This window comes from Pseudochrobactrum sp. Wa41.01b-1, assembly GCF_019464455.1.
GTDB classification, from domain to species: domain Bacteria; phylum Pseudomonadota; class Alphaproteobacteria; order Rhizobiales; family Rhizobiaceae; genus Pseudochrobactrum; species Pseudochrobactrum saccharolyticum.
In genome coordinates, this window is record NZ_CP080493.1 from 535,474 (window position 1) to 557,873 (window position 22,400).

Here is a 22,400-nt window from a genome sequence, read left to right on the forward strand (position 1 = left end):
GGTCAAGTCTTAAGCTTGGCTGAATATAATGATACCTTCTACCTGGCAACAAGTTCAGCCTCCACCCCATTAGCCACTCATACCTTTAAAGAGTGCATTTTTGATCTTCACATGATGAGGGCAACGTCAGGTCAATTATTAGAAACAATTAATAAAATTACTATGTTCGTTAAAAAAAATGATATAGATGTTATTCACGCACATCCATTTACATCACTAATCATTGGTATGGCTGTAGCACATATTAACGCAATACGATTCATCGGTACATTACATGGCCCCGCTTCATTATTCAGCGCGGCTGAAACTACAACTGGCCTTTTACTAAACAAAGGTTTTCTTCCACAAGACAACACTGTCATTACCGTCTCACCTGAAACAATGCTACTAACCAAAGCAACAGCTGCTTGCAATCCTATAATTTTACCAAACTCGGTTTCAATTCCTCACCCAATTCCAGCCATAACAAATACAACAAAACCCTGGGCGTGGTACGGTAGAATAGATGGCGAAAAGTTAGTCGGCCTAATAAATTTAATCACATTCATTACAACAACAAAAACAAGCATCCTTCACATCTATGGTGATGGCCCAGAAAAAGACACACTATTAGATAAAATCAATGAATTGGACGCCGAAAGTAATTTGATTGCTTATAAAGGGTGGGTGGATAATAGTAGTAATACATTTTCTAACTATTCTGTCATTGCCGGAATGGGACGAGTTATTTTGGAGGCAGCATCATACAATAAAATCTGTCTTTTAGTTGGTTATGATGGCGTTAAAACCTTTATGACTCCAGCATTGGCGGAAAAAGCTTCATTTTGGAACTTTTCCGGTAGAGGAATGAAGAACATTCCTTTGGGGAGCTTTATAAGCCAATGGCATGAAGCTCTTAACACCCCAACTAATTTCTCCCTTTTAAAATGGACTCAAGAAAACCATGATGAAAAACGTGTTTGGAATAAATATAAAGCAATTCTAGATAAAAAAAATTCATTCAAATCAAATATAATCGATGATTTTCTTAATGTTTTACATTACTTAGGCGACAGTGAAGTATCGTTCTGGGAAGATAGTGAAAGTTTTCTTTTGCTAAAGAAAATTTTACAGCATCAAAGTTGAGGTTTTTTGTGAACAATATATATAATGCTGCCAAAAAAATTTACTGGAAAATGCCACAGAGTGTACAAAGTAAGTTACGTATGCCGGCTAGAAAACTCGCAAAGTATTTGCGAAAAACAGAAATTGACGATTATAATCACAGCAAGAATGGCGACTTATCCTGGTCACAATTTGAGAAAAATATACTTTTACATTCAAATAAATACAAAGGTGTGTTTATTCAAAGCCCAGTTATTGATTGGGATGTTGATTTATATCAACGTCCACAACACTTAGCGAATGCGTTCGCTAAATTAGGCTATTTAGTTATTTACTGTACTTTAAATTGGACCAAAGATAATGTATCTGGTTTCAGGCAGGTTTCACCAAATATATGGCTAACAAATTACAATGTAACAGGTAAAATACCTGATGCCATTGTTTCTATTTATTCAACTTCTTATGCAAATGCAGATAATATTATTAATGCTAAAAATAAAAATTATCAGTTAATTTATGAATATATCGATCATATTGACCCACAAATTAGCGGTGACCCAGAAAATATTGCACGTTTACTTCGCTTAAAGGAGTATGCCTTCAATGGAGGTGCAGATAAAATTGTAGCCTCTTCAATTGCACTTTATGATGAAGCATCCGCGGTCGTTGGTGCAGATAATGTTATTTTATCCCAAAATGGCGTTGATACCGCACATTATCGTAATTTAACTGCTAATGATGTTATTCTGCCAAATGATTATAAAGAGTTTCGAAAAAAATATAAAAATATTGTTGGATATTTTGGCGCACTCGCCCCATGGATTTGGTACGATACTGTGAATGAAATAACTCAAAACAATCCAGATATAGGGTTTATATTTATCGGTCCAGATTATTACGGTGGCTCTGAGAGTTTAACAAAACGTGCTAATGTGCTTTGTACAGGAGCCATTGATTATAAAGAATTGCCCATCTACGCTAGAGAGTTTGATATATGTCTTATTCCCTTTGAGCCTGGAGAAATTGCAAAAACAACCTCTCCATTAAAGCTTTTTGAATACTTTGCTTTAGAAAAACCTGTCGTAGTTACTTCAGCAATGAGAGAGTGCATAGTTTACGATGAGGTATTTAGAGGTAAAGACTCTGAAGAGCTTTCAAAGGAAATCCACAAAGCATTAAAGCTCAAAAATGATCAATGTTTTAAAGCTAAACTAGCATTACTCGCAGATCAAAACAATTGGACCAATAGGGCAATTGCCTTCGAAGTCGCCTTTAAGGATGCAAAGCAGTAGTATGAAGAAAATATTATGTGTAATTGGTACGCGACCTGAGGCAATCAAAATGGCCCCAGTTATTCTGGAGCTGCAAAAGAAGTCTTGGGCTAAGGTCAGCGTATTGGCAACAGCCCAACATAGGCAGATGCTCGATCAGGTATTAGGTTTTTTTAACATAACACCAGATTACGATCTAAATGTTATGAAGCCAAACCAAAGTCTTACCGAGTTAACAGCACGTCTACTCATAGGCGCAGGGGAAGTTTTAGATCAAGAAAAACCTGATGTTGTATTAGTCCAAGGCGACACGACAACGGTTATGTCTGTAGCTCTTGCCGCGTTTTATCGTCAGATCCCTATTGGACACGTTGAAGCGGGCTTAAGAACGGGAGATATATTCAACCCATTCCCTGAGGAAGCTAACCGCATCATAGCCGGCCATTTAGCCACATGGCATTTTGCCCCTACTACTAGCTCACGTGACAATCTACTCAAAGAGAGCATCAGCCCTAATAAAATTGAAGTCACAGGAAATACCGTGATTGACACCTTATTAGCTACAGCTGAAAAAAAGATAACTTTACCTATACCTTTACCAAAGCATGAACGGTTAGTTCTGATAACCTCTCATCGCCGTGAAAATTTTGGTGAACCGATACAGCGTATATGTAGAGCAATACGCAAACTTGCAGAAGATAATCCAAGTATTTGCTTTCTCTACCCGGTACACCCTAATCCAAATGTCAAACTAGTGGCCGAACAGCAACTAGCCGACCTGTCAAACGTAGTCCTATGCGCCCCATTAGATTACGCCCCATTTGTTGCAGCCATGAAAATGTCCCATCTAATTATTAGTGATTCAGGTGGCGTACAAGAAGAAGCTCCAGCTTTAGGCAAGCCCGTTCTTGTCTTGAGACAGGAAACTGAGCGACCTGAGGCTGTAACGGAAGGTGTAGTCAAGCTGGTTGGCACCGATTACAATCGCATTGTTACAGAAGCACAAATATTAATTGACAATGCACAAGCTTACGCAGAAATGGCACGAGGAGTATCTCCTTACGGAGACGGCTCTGCATCAACAAGAATTGCAAATAGGCTAGAAAAAGATTTAGCAATCTAATATTATTTTAGAGGCTCAAATATAGTATATATTTGAGCCTCTAATTCACAGATTATCTTCTTTTCATAATTCCATAATATATATAATTAAGTATATAATACACAGATTTTATATAATTAAATTTAAGTTCCCTCCTATAAATTATCCATTCATAACTTAATGATTTGAATTTGTTACCAGATAATGAATCTGGCCGCACCAAATAGTAAGCCAATGGCGTTTCACATGGAGTAGAAAAAACATAGCCATTAACCTTTCTTAAACATTCCAACCAAAACATATGGTCCTCATTTCCTACCGATTTAAAGCGAATATCCTGAAAACAGGACCATTTAAAAACAGCTGTTGAGTTACCAATAAAATTACTTTTCAATAAATCTAGATAAGAAATCTTATTCGGCGCACTTATAGATCCAATAATTTCTTCATTTTCATCAACTCTATAATAACTTGAGAAAGTTATTGGTGTTTTTATTTTTTTAATAAAATCGATTTGGATTTGTAGTTTATCAGAACTCCAAAAATCATCACTATCCAGAAATGCAACATAACCACTAGAAACCAAATTCAAACCAGTATTTCTCGCTACAGCAACGCCCGACCATGTTGACAACTCTATCAACTGAATACGTGCGTCCCTCTCACACCAAGACTCAACAATTTGGACGGTTTTATCCTTAGATAAATCATCAATTATCAGAAGTTTCCAATCCGGATAACTCTGCTCAACAACAGAGGATATAGCTCTATTTATTGTCGTCATCGAATTATGCGCAGGCATAATAATAGTTACAGTCATATCACCATTGCTACTCATGCCAACATACTTCTTACCCTAACTAAATACAGCTCATTATAACTTTTCTGAAAGTAATCAATATATTGCTTTACCCAAACAGCATGAGCCGCCTCACCTGCTGCATTTATTGAATCTGAATTTAATTGCTTCAACCAAACTGATATAGCTTCCTGCCCTTCAGCAATAGCCCATCCCGTACCATTTTCGCGAACCCCTTCGCCAGGGCTTGTCCCTCGCGTTGTTAATAGCCCTCTTCCAAGCATAAGGTGTTCATAATATTTATTGGGTGATGCATAATAATGATTAGGAACACTTAAATAATACATTCCAATAATTACATGCATTTCCGACATTAATTTCAATCCATTTTTTGAATTAAGTATTCCATGATAATGGATATTAGAAAAAGATTTAACATATTTATTAACTTCATCTAGCAGACCTCCATATCCTGCCACATGTAGTTCAAATTCAGGATTAACCGAAACCACACTCATTAAATCTTCTAAGCCACGATGATATGGCTCTAGTACACCAAAATAACCAAGTCGTATTTTGTCAAAATTCTGCGGCATCATCTCTTTAGCAATTTGGGCAGCGGGTACATTTTCCAGTACAATAAAATTGGATGGGAGTTTATCCAAACCTAACTGTCTATAGCGAGTGAGGCCCGCCAAGATGGTCAAATCCGCACTCTTCGCAATTGACAGCTCAATACTGTCAACAATACGTCCAACAATGCCAGAAATATTCCTCACTGCTGTGTACTTATCATATATATCAAAAATAATTTTTTTCCGAAAAATACGACAAAAAACATTGCAGACAAATGCGGAATCCAAATCAACTACATGAACAATTTTTATTTCTTTTCTATGCGATACGAGTGTAAAAAATAGAAAGAAATTCCATTTTATTAATGAATATAGATTTCGCCAGCCCCCTCCTAGACGCCCATTCAAAAGATAGATGATCTCATCATTTTGCGGAGAATAATTATCGTCACCACGCCTCCAGCCAACAAACTTAAAAGATAGTCCTGCATTTTGGAGGCATTGAAAATATTTATGTATCCTAGAGTCGTAACTAGCTAAGCACGACCTGACAAAAAAAATCATAAACTACCTACTTTATAGACGCTCTCCAACTTATATATTATTTTTCGATGGCGTTCACAACAGCATAGAATGTTAGTACTCTTTAAAAAAATTCTAATAAAACATACATTAAAAATAAACTATGAATTATAACATCACCTCCCCCAAATATACTGAACAAATGGAGTTATATTTGCCGCATGAAACCACCAAAACCAACCCAAAAAATCAACATCCAACGCGCTCCCTTAGCTTGCGTTAGTAAATGCTGCATTTCAGAGACCTTAGTATCTAGTCTGTCTATCTTTCGTTCAAGTTCTTCAACCTTTCCTTCCATACGAATAACTCTGTCCCTCGTATCCTGCGTTGCCGTTGCCATTACCAGCACCCCTGCCGTTTTCCATTTTGGTCATTACCTTCCACTCGCTCAGCTGCTGACCGGTCAACTCTTGTCAGCGCCACCAAACCAACCGTTGACAGATCATTCTTTCGCCAGCCCGCGCAGCTGCTCACAGTCTGCGGATTGCACCCCGCGACGGCGAAGAGACTGAACACAGAAATCATAGTCCGATAGATTGCGCGTTTTCGCATCATCCTTCACCCTCTCCCGCTCTACACGGATATCACTCTGCATCTGCTGAATTGCGCCGCGTTGCCGTTCTTTGTATTTACCAAGCTGAACAGCACCCGTTAGTGCAACAGCACCCACGGCCAGCACAGCCATAATGATTTGGAGCCGACCCAGCATCAGAGCGCCTCAAAAAGTTTTTCGACTTTGGATTTCACAGTCGGCATGGAATAAATCGCGTAAGCCGCGATACCACCCACCACCACTGAAGCCAGCTGCACACGCCAATCCAGCAAACCAACTGCCGGAAGCATTGCAGCTGTAAGCCATGTCCAAAACCGTTTTGAGTGAGAAACCAGCTTTGCCTTCTCAGGTTCAGGTGGTTGCGTTTCCGCTTCCGTCGTTTCAGGAACCGGAACAGGCAAGCCGTTGCCTGCTGCTTTTGCTTTACGCAACACCGCCTCAATGGCTTCCGGCTCTACCAGAGCCTTATTGAGAGCATCTCCATCATAATATGACTGGCCGCGCTTTAGCTGGCCGTGCGGCCCTTTCGTCGCGGCAAGCACCGGAAACGAAGCCCATTCCATTGCCAGCCGTTTGGCAAACTCAGTCATGGAGATTGAACCGGCCATAAACTCTTCATAGCCACGGCGCTTAAGCAGATGATAGCCGAGGCGGTCTTGTAAATCCGGATCGAAAGTCTGCCGCCCATTCAGGCGCAGCTCACGCGACAAATCCTGCAGTGTCTTGCGCATGAACTGGTAACCACCGGAGGCAGATGATTTGAACCGCTTGGTAAAACTGGCCTGCGCATCTACCAGTTCACCGATTGTCATCGAGGTAATTGGTTTCGGCAGTTTATCTTAATTGTGACCATAGATAACATCATAAGACGCGCGATCAGTTCGCCCGACTTCAGTCTTACGAATGAAGTCAAGCAGGATCGCCGCGCCAGCTGGCACGGTTTTATCCATCTGAATTTTCCTGTGAAATTTACTGTTAAAGCAGCATAAAAATTAGAGGTTAGGCCAGCAACTCTGCTGCCCGCTCTACACCAAACAGATTAGCAGCAACCTGCTGCAGGAGAGGCCAAAGCTCATGATCTGAGCGGAATGTATTGGCTGTGAGAAATATCTGACGAGTGCGGATTGACTGAGTAGCCATTGCATCATTCACCTGAATGGCTTCAGCATCCGTCATACGTTCCCATAGAGTGACAGCAGGAATGATAATTACAGGTTCTGGTTCTGGTACATAAGGTTCAATTTCATTCCCCCCCGCTTCCCAATCGGCAATCATGACACGGTGACGGTTGTTCATGTCGTCAGGGACAAACACTTGTTGACCGTTAATGATTGCTACAATCAACCCTGTACCAGTGAATTTTGCATTTTCAATCATTTCAAAACTCCGCATCTAGGTCGATAATCGACGCAGCACCACTAGAGTTACTCAATCTAACCAACCATGACGGCGAACCATCTGGATTTTGTATAGATTGAACATTCACTGTGCAAATCACATGCGTACCAATAACACCGTCAACCAAAAGTGTGGAATTAATCCAACCACCTGTAAAATATGAAGCGTTACCGTAAACAGTGGACGACGGGCTAGTTCTCATTTTTTCAGGGATAGAGAGATATACAAACGCTTTTGCTCCAGCCGCTCCAGTAGCCGCTACAGCCAGCCAATTTTCACTACCTGTAATACGATAAAAAAAGCGGTAACATAATCGTTCTTCTTCAGCTGAGGGTCTGACGCATTTCGACCAAGGGTCTGATGCCGATGCATCACCGTGTACAACAGACACTTTCGTAGCAGTTGCAGGCACCACCACAGATGCATTTCCAGCCACTACAGTCGCTTTTATGGGGGAAGCTTTCGTTTGCCCACCGAACGAGCCAGCCCCCCCACCCGACCAAGTGAGCGTATACTCACCAGCAGGCAGAGCCTCGATGATTTGTTCAATCCCGCCAGCATGTCCTTTCCAGCGGTCAAAACCATACACACCATTGGCAGGCTTTTTCACACCACCACGCTGATTGATGGTGAAATCGCCATTGATGATCCAATTGTAAGAAGACTTGGTACCCAGCGCTTTCTGTGCAGCTTCTGAAATCGGCAACCCCGCCTTTGAGATCGCTGCACCTGTCGCGTCAAGAAGCTGATCTACGGTGCCGCCTGCAGGAAGTTTGTACTTCTCAGCTATCGCATCAGTCACGCTTTCGATTGACTTCAGCGTGATTGTGCCGTCCGCCCCCATAACGACGAATTGATCATTGGCTTTCGCAATCGCTGCAAGCTCTGTGAGATTTGCAATATTCTCCAACGCAGCGAGAGCGGCCAGATTGCCTTTGGTATCATCGGGTCCGAATTCTGATTTCGGCACCAGTTTCATAACACCTGGTCCGACAAAGACCGGTACGGCATCTTCTTCGCCAACGAGTGCAGCAAATGCTTCAAGATTACCTGTGGTCAGCAGATCTCTCATCATCCGAACAGCAGCCTGCACACGGCTACCATCCGGCTGATAGCGAACCCGCAAGGGTTGTCCGGCACCGGCAGCTGCCACAGGGCAATTATCGAATAACCGACCGCTGTTCTGCCCGGTGATTTCAGCAATGATGAGCACATAGCCTGTTGCGGTGATAATCGCATCACCGGCCTGAATGGCTGCAGTCTGCAAAGCCGAGCCTGTTGTGGTGAAGTCAGGTGTTCCGGCAACAAGATTAAGCGTGCCGGTCATCCAGTCGGGACGAATAGCCATTAGTCCGCCCCTTCCTTGCGCTCTGCAATCAGTTCTTTGTATTCCGCTTCCAGAGCTTGAATGCGTTCTTTCATCATTAGATTTTCTGAAGCCAAGATCAGATTACGCTGACGGATAATGCCAAGCTGAAACGCCGTTTCATGCAGTTCAGCCAGCGGGTGAATTTGTATTGGTGGAGTGATATTGGTCTGTGTTGCAGACATGCGTTCTCCTTCCCGCAAAAAGCGGGTGATTGCTGTGAGTGAAGTAAGGAAAGTCAGCCGCCTATCGAATTCCAATAGACGTAATAGGTGACATAGCGCGTTGTGCCGGTTTTGTTGTAAATCCGCATTGAAGCCATATCGCTTTGGATGCGGGCTTCAAATTGCGATAGAAACGCGACAACACCATCGGACGGTTTAAGCATAATCAGCGCCGGCTGCTGATAGGTGCGTCCGAATGGAATGAGCACATTACTGTTTGCTGGCACCTGAACCGAGCCTGTTACATATGGAGCAACAGTGCCGATCCCCTCATGCAGCACAAAGTCAAAAAGATCAGTGCTATCAACGTCTTTTCCGGGTTTGGAAATGCGGAATTTAAAGTTGGCACCACGCTGGAACAATACCCGCCCCGCCATCAGAACTTCTCACGTAGCTTGACTAAGAAGACGGTATAATTGAACCGGCATTCATATTGAGGCACCCAGCCCCTAAAAGTCAGCTTGTTATGAGAGATGCCAACAACAGGCATAAAGTTTACCAAGCCAATATTTCCGCCAAATGATTGCGTAGCCACAATACCGCTCAGATCGGGCGGGAATTGAAACGGCTCCGCAGCGGAAGATTTAAAGCCCATGAATGCCAGCGGAATAAACGGAAGCTCCTGAAATGGGACTTCAATTTGATGCCGCCATAAGCCTTGCGATTCATTGTAACCGAATGACGGAACAGAACCTTGCGCATGGATTTTCAGCATGTCTTGGACAGATGACATCAGCATCTGACCGCCCTGCTGTACGGTTTTTCCCTGCTTGGCTACCCAGATGCCATGCTGATTACCGTTTTTGCCGATAAGGATATTTTCATCCATGTCATATCCCCATCACAAGATAAATAAAGCTCTCCAGATAATAACCAGCAGGGTTGCGAATTCGCGGGATTGTTATGCGACTATTGGTGACGGTTATTTCGCCCGTGCGCCAATAATCACTTGGCCGATTGATGAGAGGCTGAGCGCCCAGCAATACCATGCCATGATTGCCCCAATACCGAGGATCAGACAGGCTGATTAGCAACACTGTCGGAACATAATCCAATGGCTGAAAGTTGATAATCTGCGGCGCAGACCAATCCGTTTGCTCATCCCAACGGGTCAAATTCTGCGGCGGTGGATCCATTTTATAACTGGATTGATCAATATGCAGACCAACTTCCACAATCGTGCTGGAGAACAACCAATCACTGTCAAAGAGCTTGTCACCCTCGGCCAATGATGGATTGTCCGCGTCAAATCCCTGTTTTGAAACCACGAGATGATTTTTTGTTAAGTGCAGTCTTGTACTCATCAGTCAGACACCTTCAAAAAACCCTCATCAAGATTAATGACGAATTTGCTGTCAGGTGAGCGGATCAGACCTGAGATGATTTCTTTGATTTTTGCCACCATCAGGGTCAGTTCACCATTAATGAACGTCATTGGCGCCATGCTGTTCACACCATTGGTTACAATCCACTGATCCGAGTTCGTCATGATCCGGCTCAACAATTGGCCGTCGTCGCCTGTGAAGGCTTCCAACCACATCGCAGCCTGTGCAGTCTGCCCCATAGCTTCTATGTAACTACTGAAAGCAATCCGGGACAAAGCACTGCCACTTGTCGCTTCACTGGTAATGCGGATCAGCCCATTAGCGGAAAAGTTACCGACATCAGCAGTCAGCAAGGTAATTGCTTCAGCCTGAGCTTCAACAGTATCGCCAACTGTATTGATACGCGTTGTCAGTTGGCTAACAGCCTGAGCAATATCCTCATCAACTTTTGCTTCCAGCTTTTCGATACGGGAAGCAATTGCACTGCCGGGACCAATGGAAACGGAAACGAGCCTTGTGTAACCTGCCTTTAAATTACCCGCAGTGACCGCCGCTTCCTCACGCAGCAGTTTGAACATACCGGCATTGCCAGCCTCCTGCTCAGCTGCCAGCGCACCAATACGATCCAACTCCTCCTGAACATACCGATCCGTCTCTCCCAAACCTTTCAGAACATCGCTGATGTCCTTATTGAGTTGTTCAATATTGATCGCGTAAATATCAAGTGGACCGAAACGGATATCCGCGGTGCGTACCTCAATCCAATCAGACCAGACAAAGGGCGTACTGCCATCATAGGATGAATAACGTGCGCGGACTTCATAGAGCATATTCGGCAAAAGAATGCCTGGAGCAATCAATAGCGCCCCGCGCTCTACATCTTCAGTTCGGCCTTTATAGATTTCAGCCAGCGATGATTTGAGACGCACCTCAAACATACCCGAGCGGTAATTCGGCAGTGTATATAGACTTCCGCACAACAAAGCCCCTGCGCTCAGAGGACAATTTTCTCGCTACAATTCAATCCGTAGTTATAGCGGAGATATACGACAAGCACTTTTGGTGGCTTAAGGAGGAGTTCGGGAATACAAAGCGTCCCTCACCGCAACGAGTACGTTGGCATAGGGATCAATGGCCACAACTATTGCGAAAATTCATGCGCGGCCTCTATTCCGCACGATCCATTCACCTAGCCAAACTGCTGATTGAATATCTTAAAGCAGAGAATGATAATCCTAAAGGATCCTTTTTCTGCGGATTACGCAATTTCCATACCGTATGGGAAGATATGCTGGCCAAAACGCTGGCCGGCGCCGAACCTTTCTGGAACACTAAATTACCAAAACCACATTACATAACCACTACTGGAGTGGCCTATGAGGCCTCCGGAATGCGTACGGATATCGTATTGCGCCATACTGATAGGCTTATAGTGGTCGATGCAAAATACTATGCAGGCACCAGCACTCAAAATTCACCTGGTATTCCTGATATTATTAAGCAAATTGCTTACAAAACAGCCGTACAATCTGTTGAGGCTGAAACTAAGGTAGATACTTGCTTTATTTTCCCTAAACGTACTGACGAACAGAGCGCTTTTGCACGGGTAGAATTTCGATCCTCATCAGGGAGCCCGGATCCAATCTTTCCTCATGTTGATTGTTATTATCTGGATATCTTCGATATTATGAGAAAATATGTCTGCTCATCCAAAATGCTTTTACCCGTGAAGGCACCGGAAACAAGCGAGAGCTGAATTGACCGACGTTCACAGCCCTGTAATACGCAGCAAAAACATGGCTGCGATCAAGGGTAAAGATACAAAGCCAGAAATGAAGATCCGGAAGATGCTGCACGCGGCCGGCTTCCGGTATCGTCTTCATGTTAAAGATCTCCCAGGCAAGCCGGATCTCGTTTTACCGAAATACAAAGCGGTAATCTTCGTTCATGGCTGTTTTTGGCACATGCACGATTGTGATCAGTTCAAATTACCGAAATCCAATCAGGAGTTCTGGATCAACAAACTCAGCCGAAATAAGAAAAATGATGAATTACATCATGCAGCACTTCTCTCGGCTGGCTGGCGTGTGTGTACTATTTGGGAATGCGCCTTAAAGGGATCCAATAAACTACAGTTAGAGGAAATATTAACCTTACTAAGGTCATGGCTTATAAAGCCGAAGCTGAATGTAGAGCTTCGCGGCGAGGAATCGTAATCACTCAGATTCACATAATCCCCAAAAGAACATAGGGCTTATCGATGTCATCAAAAAATGACCAAACGCAGTGAGCAGATTTATCTGGTATAATTAAAGTTACGCGGCTTAATCTACGTGCAAGGCTGCAGCAGTCAAGGGCGGGTGGCAACAGTTCGGCCAGATGAAATATCGCGTTTTATGAGCAGTTTGGCATAAGTAAACAGTCGCTCAATGGTCTTTATAAGGAGTAAGTGTTTCTATATTTCTAATATGCTGCTCTAAAGTATTTCTCGCTCCAAAAGTGCCATCAACCAATCAACAAACACCTTCACACGATGAGTAAGATGCCGACGATGTGAATACAGTAACGTCATGGGCAACGGTTCGGCCCGGTGATTAGGTAGAACATCAATCAACTGACCCGAATTCAGATAATTACGTACATCATAAGCAGGAATTTGGATAAGGCCGAGATCCGCAAGACAACAAGCAATATAGGCTTCAGCACCGTTCACAGTTACACGACTACGCATCCGCAGTGTTTGCAATACACCATCATCTATCCATTCCCATGGCTCTACCCGTCCGGTTGTTGGTGAAGCATAATTCACTGCCCAGTGAGTTTTCAGATCTTCAACATCATACGGGACACCATGTTCAGCTAAATAACCAGAGCTGGCAACATTAATAAGTGATAGTTCACCGACGCTACGCGCTATCAGACCGGAGTCAGTCAGAGAACCAACACGCAGGACACAATCGATACTCTCCCCGATGAGATCTACTGCACGATCCGTTACGCCGAGAGTAACATCAATTCCTGGATATTCTTTAAAAAAAGATGGAAGTGCCGGTGCAACGATCAACCGTCCGATCCGTCCTGGCACATCAACCCTCAATGTTCCGGCAGGTTTGGCGCCCCGTCGAAAGAGCCCCTCGGTTTCTTCAACATCGGCGATAACCCTAAGACAGCGTTCATAAAGAGCAAGACCATCATTGGTCGGCGAAACCTTTCGGGTGGTTCGATGCAGAAGCCGAGCGCCAACTCTCCCCTCCAACTCGGCAATCGCTGCTGAGACTGAAGAACGAGGTAAACCGAGCAAGTCAGCAGCACGCGTGAAACTTGTCGTATCTATAACACGAGTAAAAATGCGAAACAGATCAATACGATCCAAGCTCAATACAATCCATTGTTCACGATTTCTGACATATGATGGCAGAATATCACCCTTTATGTACCTAATCTAGACGGTAGATTAATTGAAAGCAGTCGTAGTGTGATACCGCCACTGCTTTCAAAGGGAGACCCGATCTATGAAAAATCGTACAATTAGCGGCAAAACTGTGCTTATCGCCGGAGGAGCAAAAAACCTTGGCGGACTGATCGCCCGCGATTTCGCAAATCAGGGAGCAAAAGCTATTGCTGTCCACTATAACAGCAGTACTTCAAGGACTGATGCAGAAGCGACTGTCGCCGCCATCAAGGCCAATGGTACCAAAGCAGTCGCCTTTCAGGCCGATCTTACCACGGCCGAAGCAGTAGAAAGTCTGTTTGATAAAGTCATTACCACCATTGGCAAGCCAGACTTCGCCATTAATACCGTTGGGAAAGTACTCAAAAAACCCATCCTCGATATTTCAGAAGCTGAATACGATGAGATGAGTGCAGTTAATGCAAAATCCGCCTTCTTCTTTTTGAAAGAAGCCGGTAAGCACCTGAATGATAATGGTGCAATTGTTACTCTCGTAACCTCGCTGCTCGGCGCATTTACGCCTTTCTACTCCAGCTATGCCGGAACCAAAGCGCCCGTCGAGCATTTTACCCGCGCAGCTTCAAAAGAGTTCGGCAATCGGGGCATTTCCGTGACAGCGATTGGCCCTGGCCCGATGGATACTCCATTTTTCTATGGTCAGGAATCCGAAGATGCGCAGTCCTATCATAAAACTGCAGCAGCCCTGTCGAAGTTCTCTAAAACCGGATTGACTGATATTGAAGATATTGTACCCTACATCCGTTTTTTAGTGACTGAAGGCTGGTGGATGACTGGCCAGACTATTCTGGTCAACGGCGGCTACACCACAAAGTAATATGCTTAGATGGTCGGGACGGCGGTGTTTTCTGATTGCCGCCATCCTCCCGCGCGCCCCCTGTACAGCGGAAAAGTGCAGGTTTAAATGTAGAATCAAGACGATACCGAGTTATATAATTATTAGCTCAAGCAAGTGGAATTGCGTGCAGAATTCATAGAATGCTGCTGAAAGTAGTCATTTAGCAGCAGGAGTCACAAGATTAAAAACATGTAATCTAATGCATTGGTTTCATTCATTTATGGTTCATCCGCGTCACCGTATTCTTAACGCAACAACACAGGAGGCCATATGTTTAAGAAATCAATTCTCGTAGCTGTAGCGCTTACTTTTGTTGGCGCGCCATTAGCCCAAGCCCGTGATTACCAACCGCTTCGCAAGACTGAACAGCATCGTTATGAGCCTAACCGCCCAAGCTATGGTAAGCACTATAAAAAGCAAAATGAACAGCGCTATTACAAAAAATGGTCTAAAGGTCAGCGCTACGGTGACTGGCGTCGCCATCAGGAAGTGCGCGATTACAAGCGTTATGGTCTACGCAAACCAGGGCGCGGACAGCGCTGGGTAAAAGTCGACAACCAATATTTGCTAATCACAGCAGCAACCGGCCTGATCGCTGCTATGATGATGTCGCGATAGAGCAGAGTAGTCATTGCCGGTCGCGTTCTCCGACCGGCAATGCTTTTATCTAGATTGATTAATCCAGTTGAGCACTTTGAGAATATTTTCATACAACATGACTGCGCCGATAAATGTTCCTATTAGAGCGACAATCATCCATTTCATAAAGCGTCCAACTGTTCGCATTGCAATGACCAATCGCAAGCCGTCCTTAAGAGTTTCAATATCATCCTCACGTAACTGAGAGAGAAACTCCTGTGTTTCCTCCGGCAGTTCATTGAAACGATGCGCCGGATTTGCAGTTGGATCTATTGCCATCACCAACACCCCGCTTTCTTTCCATATGCATTGTGACCGGCAACGCCCTTGCCTGCACTCTGCTCATTTCCAGCCAGATAAACAGCCGTTTCCGGCTTAAGGCTGATCTTCTGCCAGCCCGCGCAATTGTTCGCACTGCTCGCGCAGCCCGCCAAGCTCACGGCAAAGGCTATAGCTATCCATGTTCCCAACCTCCTCATTAATCCCTGCCCTGTTCTGGATTGCCTGCGTGACAGCCTGAGCGGCTTTCAAGGCCGCATCCTGCTTGCCGTCATGTTGTCCGAGCGCATAAAAAAAGAGGCCTGAAATTGCCCCTCCGATGACCGCGCCTATGATATGTTGAAGGCTAAGCTTCATCAGAGAGCCTCAATCAGTTTCGTGATCTTGGCTTTAACCGATGGCATGGAATAGATCGCATACCCTGCCAGCCCGCCGCCAATGACCACAGAAGCCAACTGCACCCGCCAGTCGAGCAAGCCAAGTGCTGGCAATGCTGCGGCGGTTAGCCATGTCCAAAACCGTTTTGATTTAGTGACAGGCTGAGGCTCAAAAGCCGTAACAGGAATTACCGCTTCTGACCTTTGCTCCCCGTATCCTTCAGCCTTCAAATCACGGTCATACTCACGAGCGATACGAGCAATATCTGAGGCTTTGTCCTTACTATTGATAATCTGGCGCGCCTCAACAAAGTCGGAACGCTGCAAGGTGATGTAGTCAGACAGCTTTTTGCCGGTGAACCAACCCTCAATCATGCCGAGAACAAGAATTTCTGTTGCATGAACAGGATCAAGCAGCAGCTTAGGATTACTGACAAAATCGACAGATAACTTATCGCTGGCCTTCTGGTAGTTCTCACGCCATGTCAGCTGGACGTAGCCCATACCAACATACGGATAGTATTTTTTTGAGCGCAGGTATTTCTCGCCGCCCATTTCGCGCACCGGTTTCATGGTTCGGGCAGTTTCCCAGAACGCAGTCGCCAACACATATGCAGCCTGATTGCGCAACAGGCCATATTTCAGACAAGCGGAAATGATCCGGCGAGTGTCACCAAGATTGAGGTTCATTTGAATTTTCCTGATAGGTAGTTACAAAAAAAGCCCTGCACGATAGCAGGGCCAATATTACGTCTTTAAGTATGTAAAGAACCACGGCAAGCTCAAAAAGCCAATAAAACCGCGCTTTACATTTTCACAGCAGAATTCCCACCATCCACGAACAATCCAGAGCCAGCAACAAAACTAGACATTGGGGACGCAAGAAAAAGTGCCGCTTTAGCAATTTCTTCCGGCTGAGCAATACGTTTCATAGCATGTAACTTGGCAGCCCACTCTTTCTGAGCTTCATCACCCGCCATAGCTGTATCCGTTCCCCCGACCATTAATGCATTTGCCCTGATACCTTGATCTGCGTAGTCTGCCGTTATTCCCTTCACCAGCCCCATGAGCCCTGTTTTTGCCGCAGCGTAGGCACTCATATCGGGAAGCCCAACAGAGGCTCCAACAAAACTGGACGTAAAAATAATAGAGCCGCCTTTGCGGTCGAGCATAGCGGGTATCTGAGCGCGAGCACCAAGAAAGGCGGATGTAAAGGTTACTGAAATTGTTTCATTCCACTCAGCAAGTGTAACTTCTGAAAGCGGCTTAACAGGCCCAATTATTGCAGCATTATTAAAGGCAATATCAAGGCCGCCAAATGATCGCAACGCTACTTCGATAAGCTCCTCATGTGTATATTGCGAACTAACATCACCTACGACAATCTGAGCTTGCCCGCCTTGAGCGCGAATAGTTTCTGCTACCCCTCTAAGAGCCACCTCTCCACGAGCACTTAATACAACAGCAGCACCTTCTGCACTAAAAAGTAATGCAGCAGCACGACCGATCCCTGATGAAGCGCCCGTAATTATAGCAACTTTATTATGTAATAGTCCCATTGGTTATCTCCTTTGCAGGAGCCATTCATAGGAATGATAAGCATACCCAGGCTATGCATTTCTTATTTTTAAATTTCGTTTTTTAGGTGAGCCCATCTCAAAAGTATTATACTTCATCGGCAATTATTAGTGCATGAGCGATTAAAGCTGTGTGATAGCCTCCGATATAAAGGCTCGTAAATCTCTGCGACTTTTCTTCAAACAATTGAATGTGCAGGCGTTAAGTCGACAACGCTGCGATACTTAGTTTAAGACCTATGCCTGAATCCATCAGTATCTTATGGATTATTCACGCACCGGTCTTCATGATCAAACATCAGGTCAAGAACAGTCGATAAGGTCCTATGTATAGAGTTCCTTTATAAAAAACCGCGTGAGCGTGACAATTAAAATTTGTGAGTTTTTGTTTACGCTTTGTGAGCAGACACCAATAGCATCATGGGTCTCTCTAGCTCTTCTGCCAAGTATGGCATGTTTTCCAGCTGTTCCTGTGTAGGAGCATACTCTTCAATTCTAGCGATATTGAATCCGGATTTAATGAGAATATTGATCATTGAGGCGAGAGTCCGGTGATACTTAATCACCCCTTTCGCAAACCAATCCGTTTGGCGCTGCCCCTCAATTGAATAACCATTAACCGGCCAAGTCTTGCGACCATCGTGGTCGAGCAGCCATTGAGGGTTTGATGCGGCCATGTAGATCGGGTGCTCGACGATGAATACAAAATCACTGTTAGGCTTTAAAGCCGAGTGAACCATACGAGCCAAACGATCAAGATCACGTAAATAATGAAGCGCCAAAGCGCTATAAGCAAAGTCATAAGCATTAACAGGCAAACTGACTGTTTCCAAGTCGGTTATGTTATACTCAATTTCAGGATCACTTGTGAGTTCTCTAGCACGATTGATCATGTTTTCTGAAATATCAAGTCCAAGCACCGATGCCGCCCCATTTGCACGCATCCATCTAGAAGCCCAACCAAAGCCACAGCCCAAATCAATTATATTTTTATTCGTCAAATCAGGTAACATTGTCTGAATAAGAGGCCATTCAGGCGCACCATCCAACCCATACACTTGTCGAGGTAATTGGCTGTAGCCTGCAAAAAATTCTGTATTATCGTATATATTTTGAGCCATATTCGCCTCAGCAATCGTATAGTTATATGTGTGTGATCATTGTCAAAACATCACCGATTACTCATCATTATGATTTTTTTGATCATAAAATGGAATTGTATTGAATTAACTAAATTAATCTACAATATTTAGAAATTACTAAATTAATTATTATTAAAATTAACCAAATAATCTAAATTATTCCATACTGTAATAAACAATTGCAGCAGCAACAACTATTAAACCAAGTACGATCATATATATTATTACATACTCGAACATAGTTCCCTCATTTAAATATTAAAATATAATATTTTCACAATTATAATTAAAATTCAAATAATGTACAGAATTTCGATAACGATAATTACACCTTGAAACATCTAAATGTTCTGTTTTGTAAAAAAGAAGCCCTGCAAAGCAGGGCTTATGATTAAAAAATTATACAAAGTCATTGCAGAAGAAACCTTACTTTCGAATGCTTTTACCATTTCATACGAAACCCAACTGTACCTTTTAAGGTATAGCTGTCTCCGAAGTTATTTATGCTGGTATTAATCAGACCTTCGCCGTAGATCGAATACTTATCATCATTCCAGTTGTAAGTACCGCCAACACCCACCCCGCCCCACAAGCGTTCTTTTTCGCTTGCAAAACTTATGCCTGCAACATCGACTTTCGTCCCTTCGAGGAACTCATAGTAGAGATTGGCAATACCGTAGACATGGGTGCGATTAAGAAAGCCCTGATCATTCTGCCATGAGTTTTCGCGATCGAGCGTCAAGCCGATACGACCTTGCAGGCTTTCTCCACGATCAAGGCTGACATCAGTGCCAAATGTATCGGTGAACGAGTCATAATCAACATGAGAATATACTAACTGTGCCTGTGGTGTAAGCGACCATGCTGGATCAATGGCAAAACGCTTGCCGCTTTCAAGTGACAGCGTATATCCAAATCCATTATTACCGTCGACAAGGCTGGTATTAGCGAGAATGGAGTTAAGGTCACTCTTATACCATGTCACCTGACCCTGACCATCAAGATAGAAACCGTTTTCGCCATACCATGTCAGTGTACCGCCAAAGCCGTAGCCATCCGTTTTGATTTCACCATCACCATAGATTGACCCCGTGTCGGTTTTGCCATGGGCATAGTGAACAGTGACACCACCAATAAGTTTGCCGCTTTCGCCTTCACTCAGCAAACCATCAATACCGGCCTGCATTTTGAAAACATTCTGATCGTAATCGGTGCCTGAGGTGGAGAAGCGCGACTTGATACTATTATGTGCACCTTCGATCCGGCCCCAAATACCATTGCCTTCAATTGCAACTCCAGCTTCAGCAGGCGCTGCATAGGCTAGTCCAACCGGATCAGCACCTTGCGCGATAACCTTATTGCCACTGCCTGCCCAGAAACGATTGCCGACACGCTGCTGCAATGTCGGTACGCTATTCAAACCTAGCAATGCCTGAGGATAAGCCTCATAGGTTGGAACCCCGGCCTGATAAAGTGGCTCTTTCGGTTCAGTTGGCTTTAATTGAGAGCGCAGATACCAGTTGCCATCATTGGGTGCTGACCGAGCCCCCTGATAAAGCTGATAGGCGTATGCGCCTGCTACGACTGCAGACTTATCGTTGATTTTGTAATCACCAATGAGGGAAAATGAACCGTTAGAAGCGCCGTTCACTTCGATGATACGAATACCTTCACTGGTCTGCGCACCAGCACCACCAACATTGTTAACACCGACATTGGTTGTACCTGACGTATCCCCACCAATGATGGCCATATCTGTTTTTGAACTATCATTGCCAAGAACAACGTCGAACAGCATCTGACCGCCATTCCCGTAATAATTTCCACCAATGTTTATAACATCGCCGGCGGCATCACCCATTGTAGTGATTGTACCTGCATTGGTAACATCGCCACTGAATGAATATAGACCTGTGCCGCCACCTGTACCTACGAACGTCGACGTTGTGTCAATCGCCATGTTGCCGTTAAAGTCGAGTGATGACATACCATCCAGTCTAGATCCGTTGTTCAGGAACACTCCGGTCGTTTCTTCGTCCGGCTCCCCGACATGCCACGATCCGTCGCTGATGGATAAATTTGTGCCGTCTAGTTTGACAATTTCCCAATTAGTGATCTTGCCGCCATTCGTACTCGCTGTCACACCCTTGAGTGTGAGCGTGTCAATCATACCATCGGCAATTGAGGTATCGTCTCCGCCATCAAGGACTTGCGAACCATCATAGGCCAATGCGCCTACCATCGCGATATCAGATCCATCCTGACCGTAGAAACCGCCTGTTAGCTTACCTGCAGTCCAATTGAAGGTGTCATTACCTTCATGATTGGCAATACCATCATTACTTTGAGCATCGTCCCTGTCATCACCGTAGATATTACCTGTATAGGTGCCACCGGTCAGATTAAATGTGTCATCACCAAGGCCAAGGATTGCGTCTCCGGTGATAGTGCCAGCGGTATTAACAATGACATTGCCACCAACTGTGTCCGACACGGTTGGATTGCCAGACACACCACCATCCCGTATGGCTATTCCCGACGATGCAGTAAGCGTCGCGCTAGATGCGATATCAATAGTAGCACCATTAGATGCTATTGTTTGGATACCTGCACCTTCGCCGCCAGTCACTTTTCCAACAACACTGACTAAGGATGCACCCGCACCTTTATTTGAAAGCAAAATACCGGTTTTACCTGTTACAGAGCCCGCTGTCTGCTTTACACTAACACCAGTTGTGCTCGCTTCACCTAGAGCTGCAATACCATATGCACCTGCCCCGGTGACATTACCGGCCACCGTAACATTTGTTGCCCCTGTTCCAGCGTTTGAAGCATAGATACCGTAATTCTGGCCAGTGACCGCACCTGCTTTTTGATTCACGATAAGATCAGTAGCGCTATTAGCATTGGTGGCAGAAACGCCATAAGCACCTGTGGCAGTCACAACTCCGGCTAATGTAACTGTATTTGAGCCGGTTCCGTCATTGTCTGAAAAAACACCATAAATACCGCCTTTAACTGTACCTCCGGTCTGATCTATGACTATGTTTTTTGCAGTACTACCATTATAGGCATATAGCCCGGCACGCTCGATTGCGGTTACATCACCAGAGCTGATGATAGTTGTAGACCCGACACCCCGATTGTTACCAAACATACCGAACCAATTAGCAGAAATTGATCCAGCCTTCTGTGTAAGGGTTATGTCCGTCGCAGAAGCTGCGTTATAGGCATAAACACCATAGGTATCAAAATTAGCAGCGCCGGTCTGCGTTTGAACAATTGTTCCTGATGTTGTAATCGTCGATGAACCGGTACCATAATTATCGATGCGTATACCGTGTGTGTAACCGGTTACTGTACTTCCCGCTTCCTGAGTTACCGAGACATTAGTGGATGATGATCGGTTTATAGCCCAAATTGCAGCTTCACTCTCCCCTGTAACATTCCCCGAAAGGATTATATCAAGAGAGCCAGGCATATCTGAATCGGCAAAAACACCCGATGTTGAACCGGTAATAGCGCTGCCGCTTTGCTGAGTGAAATTGATCCCGCCATCCGCAGAGCTAATTATTAGCCCTTCCCCTCCAGGATTATGTGCATTGAATGTGCCATCTGCGATAATTGTAAGCGGACTTGCATCAATTATCATTTCACCGGTGGATCCACCGGAACAAAGATAACTGCTATCAAGCTGTATTGTACAGGCAGCCCATGCTGTGTTGGAGATCTGTGCCCACGGAAGTAATGTTGGCAGGGTCACCCCACCCATAGCAAAAA

Annotated in this window: 25 protein-coding genes and 1 pseudogene; 7 read left to right on the plus strand and 19 right to left on the minus strand. The window is 44.5% G+C overall.

Annotation, left to right across the window (positions count from 1 at the left end):
- The first annotated feature begins 15 nt into the window (after positions 1–15).
- Genes K1X45_RS02525 through wecB form a run of 3 tightly spaced genes read left to right on the plus strand, consistent with a single transcriptional unit; the run spans position 16 to position 3,498 of the window.
- Entirely contained in the window at positions 16–1,125 is a 1,110-nt protein-coding gene (locus K1X45_RS02525; RefSeq protein ID WP_370627134.1) for a glycosyltransferase, read from the plus strand.
- An 8-nt stretch (positions 1,126–1,133) separates the two neighbouring features.
- A complete protein-coding gene (locus K1X45_RS02530; protein ID WP_220159733.1) occupies positions 1,134–2,396 on the plus strand; it encodes a glycosyltransferase in 1,263 nt (420 codons plus the stop codon).
- A gap of 1 nt (position 2,397) precedes the next feature.
- Positions 2,398–3,498, plus strand: a complete 1,101-nt coding sequence (gene wecB, locus K1X45_RS02535) for a non-hydrolyzing UDP-N-acetylglucosamine 2-epimerase (protein WP_220159734.1) — start codon at positions 2,398–2,400, stop codon at positions 3,496–3,498.
- A 52-nt stretch (positions 3,499–3,550) separates the two neighbouring features.
- Here the strand turns inward: wecB and K1X45_RS02540 are convergent, their stop codons facing one another.
- The 12 genes and pseudogenes from K1X45_RS02540 to K1X45_RS02595 all read right to left on the minus strand — a co-directional run bounded on the left by K1X45_RS02540 (position 3,551) and on the right by K1X45_RS02595 (position 11,279).
- The gene (locus K1X45_RS02540) at positions 3,551–4,315 is read right to left on the minus strand and encodes a glycosyltransferase family 2 protein (protein WP_220159735.1); all 765 of its coding nucleotides are present in this window, start codon (positions 4,313–4,315) and stop codon (positions 3,551–3,553) included.
- Positions 4,312–5,415 carry a hypothetical protein gene (locus K1X45_RS02545; protein WP_220159736.1) on the minus strand — a complete coding sequence of 368 codons (1,104 nt, stop codon included), beginning with the start codon at positions 5,413–5,415 and terminating at the stop codon, positions 4,312–4,314. The genes K1X45_RS02540 and K1X45_RS02545 overlap by 4 nt, the downstream gene beginning before the upstream one ends.
- Before the next feature lie 166 nt (positions 5,416–5,581).
- The gene (locus K1X45_RS02550) at positions 5,582–5,773 is read right to left on the minus strand and encodes a hypothetical protein (RefSeq protein ID WP_220159737.1); all 192 of its coding nucleotides are present in this window, start codon (positions 5,771–5,773) and stop codon (positions 5,582–5,584) included.
- Positions 5,774–5,875: 102 nt separating this feature from the next.
- Positions 5,876–6,142: a hypothetical protein gene (locus tag K1X45_RS02555; protein WP_220159738.1), complete on the minus strand. Its 267-nt coding sequence runs from the start codon at positions 6,140–6,142 to the stop codon at positions 5,876–5,878.
- Positions 6,142–6,936, minus strand: a pseudogene (locus tag K1X45_RS02560) (hypothetical protein). Before K1X45_RS02560 ends, K1X45_RS02555 begins: the two are co-directional and overlap by 1 nt.
- Positions 6,937–6,985: 49 nt before the next feature.
- Entirely contained in the window at positions 6,986–7,363 is a 378-nt protein-coding gene (locus K1X45_RS02565) for a hypothetical protein (RefSeq protein ID WP_220159739.1), read from the minus strand.
- A gap of 1 nt (position 7,364) precedes the next feature.
- Positions 7,365–8,732 carry a hypothetical protein gene (locus tag K1X45_RS02570; protein WP_220159740.1) on the minus strand — a complete coding sequence of 456 codons (1,368 nt, stop codon included), beginning with the start codon at positions 8,730–8,732 and terminating at the stop codon, positions 7,365–7,367.
- Complete coding sequence (locus K1X45_RS02575) at positions 8,732–8,935, minus strand: hypothetical protein (protein WP_220159741.1); 204 nt, start codon at positions 8,933–8,935, stop codon at positions 8,732–8,734. Before K1X45_RS02575 ends, K1X45_RS02570 begins: the two co-directional genes overlap by 1 nt.
- 53 nt (positions 8,936–8,988) lie before the next feature.
- Entirely contained in the window at positions 8,989–9,351 is a 363-nt protein-coding gene (locus K1X45_RS02580; protein ID WP_022711848.1) for a hypothetical protein, read from the minus strand.
- Entirely contained in the window at positions 9,351–9,803 is a 453-nt protein-coding gene (locus K1X45_RS02585) for a hypothetical protein (RefSeq protein ID WP_022711849.1), read from the minus strand. The genes K1X45_RS02580 and K1X45_RS02585 overlap by 1 nt, the downstream gene beginning before the upstream one ends.
- Before the next feature lies 1 nt (position 9,804).
- Entirely contained in the window at positions 9,805–10,278 is a 474-nt protein-coding gene (locus tag K1X45_RS02590; protein WP_220159742.1) for a hypothetical protein, read from the minus strand.
- On the minus strand, positions 10,278–11,279 hold the full coding sequence (locus K1X45_RS02595) for a hypothetical protein (protein WP_220159743.1): 1,002 nt from the start codon (positions 11,277–11,279) through the stop codon (positions 10,278–10,280). Before K1X45_RS02595 ends, K1X45_RS02590 begins: the two co-directional genes overlap by 1 nt.
- On the opposite strand from K1X45_RS02595, the gene K1X45_RS02600 reads away from it, so the two are divergent.
- Both K1X45_RS02600 and K1X45_RS02605 read left to right on the plus strand, forming a co-directional pair.
- The gene (locus tag K1X45_RS02600; RefSeq protein WP_220159744.1) at positions 11,258–12,055 is read left to right on the plus strand and encodes an LlaJI family restriction endonuclease; all 798 of its coding nucleotides are present in this window, start codon (positions 11,258–11,260) and stop codon (positions 12,053–12,055) included. The genes K1X45_RS02595 and K1X45_RS02600 overlap by 22 nt on opposite strands.
- A 1-nt stretch (position 12,056) precedes the next feature.
- Positions 12,057–12,515, plus strand: coding sequence for a very short patch repair endonuclease (locus K1X45_RS02605; protein WP_255560490.1), 459 nt, complete (start codon positions 12,057–12,059; stop codon positions 12,513–12,515).
- A 260-nt stretch (positions 12,516–12,775) separates the two neighbouring features.
- Here K1X45_RS02605 and K1X45_RS02610 read toward each other — a convergent pair whose 3' ends face one another.
- Positions 12,776–13,672: a LysR family transcriptional regulator gene (locus tag K1X45_RS02610; RefSeq protein ID WP_220159746.1), complete on the minus strand. Its 897-nt coding sequence runs from the start codon at positions 13,670–13,672 to the stop codon at positions 12,776–12,778.
- Between the two features lie 139 nt (positions 13,673–13,811).
- Between K1X45_RS02610 and K1X45_RS02615 the strand changes: the two genes are divergently transcribed.
- Positions 13,812–14,585: an SDR family oxidoreductase gene (locus K1X45_RS02615; protein ID WP_220159747.1), complete on the plus strand. Its 774-nt coding sequence runs from the start codon at positions 13,812–13,814 to the stop codon at positions 14,583–14,585.
- A 291-nt stretch (positions 14,586–14,876) separates the two neighbouring features.
- The gene (locus tag K1X45_RS02620; RefSeq protein ID WP_220159748.1) at positions 14,877–15,224 is read left to right on the plus strand and encodes an RcnB family protein; all 348 of its coding nucleotides are present in this window, start codon (positions 14,877–14,879) and stop codon (positions 15,222–15,224) included.
- A gap of 45 nt (positions 15,225–15,269) precedes the next feature.
- Here K1X45_RS02620 and K1X45_RS02625 read toward each other — a convergent pair whose 3' ends face one another.
- The 6 genes from K1X45_RS02625 to K1X45_RS02650 all read right to left on the minus strand — a co-directional run bounded on the left by K1X45_RS02625 (position 15,270) and on the right by K1X45_RS02650 (position 21,777).
- Positions 15,270–15,524: a hypothetical protein gene (locus K1X45_RS02625; protein WP_220159749.1), complete on the minus strand. Its 255-nt coding sequence runs from the start codon at positions 15,522–15,524 to the stop codon at positions 15,270–15,272.
- A gap of 96 nt (positions 15,525–15,620) precedes the next feature.
- Positions 15,621–15,881 (minus strand): hypothetical protein, encoded by a 261-nt coding sequence (locus K1X45_RS02630; protein WP_220159750.1) that lies wholly within the window; start codon positions 15,879–15,881, stop codon positions 15,621–15,623.
- Positions 15,881–16,591: a hypothetical protein gene (locus K1X45_RS02635; RefSeq protein ID WP_220159751.1), complete on the minus strand. Its 711-nt coding sequence runs from the start codon at positions 16,589–16,591 to the stop codon at positions 15,881–15,883. Before K1X45_RS02635 ends, K1X45_RS02630 begins: the two co-directional genes overlap by 1 nt.
- 116 nt (positions 16,592–16,707) lie before the next feature.
- Positions 16,708–17,460 carry an SDR family oxidoreductase gene (locus K1X45_RS02640; protein ID WP_220159752.1) on the minus strand — a complete coding sequence of 251 codons (753 nt, stop codon included), beginning with the start codon at positions 17,458–17,460 and terminating at the stop codon, positions 16,708–16,710.
- Positions 17,461–17,867: 407 nt separating this feature from the next.
- Positions 17,868–18,599, minus strand: coding sequence for a bifunctional 2-polyprenyl-6-hydroxyphenol methylase/3-demethylubiquinol 3-O-methyltransferase UbiG (locus K1X45_RS02645; protein ID WP_220159753.1), 732 nt, complete (start codon positions 18,597–18,599; stop codon positions 17,868–17,870).
- 463 nt (positions 18,600–19,062) lie between these two features.
- Positions 19,063–21,777, minus strand: coding sequence for an autotransporter outer membrane beta-barrel domain-containing protein (locus K1X45_RS02650; protein ID WP_370627135.1), 2,715 nt, complete (start codon positions 21,775–21,777; stop codon positions 19,063–19,065).
- Between the last annotated feature and the right edge of the window lie 623 nt (positions 21,778–22,400).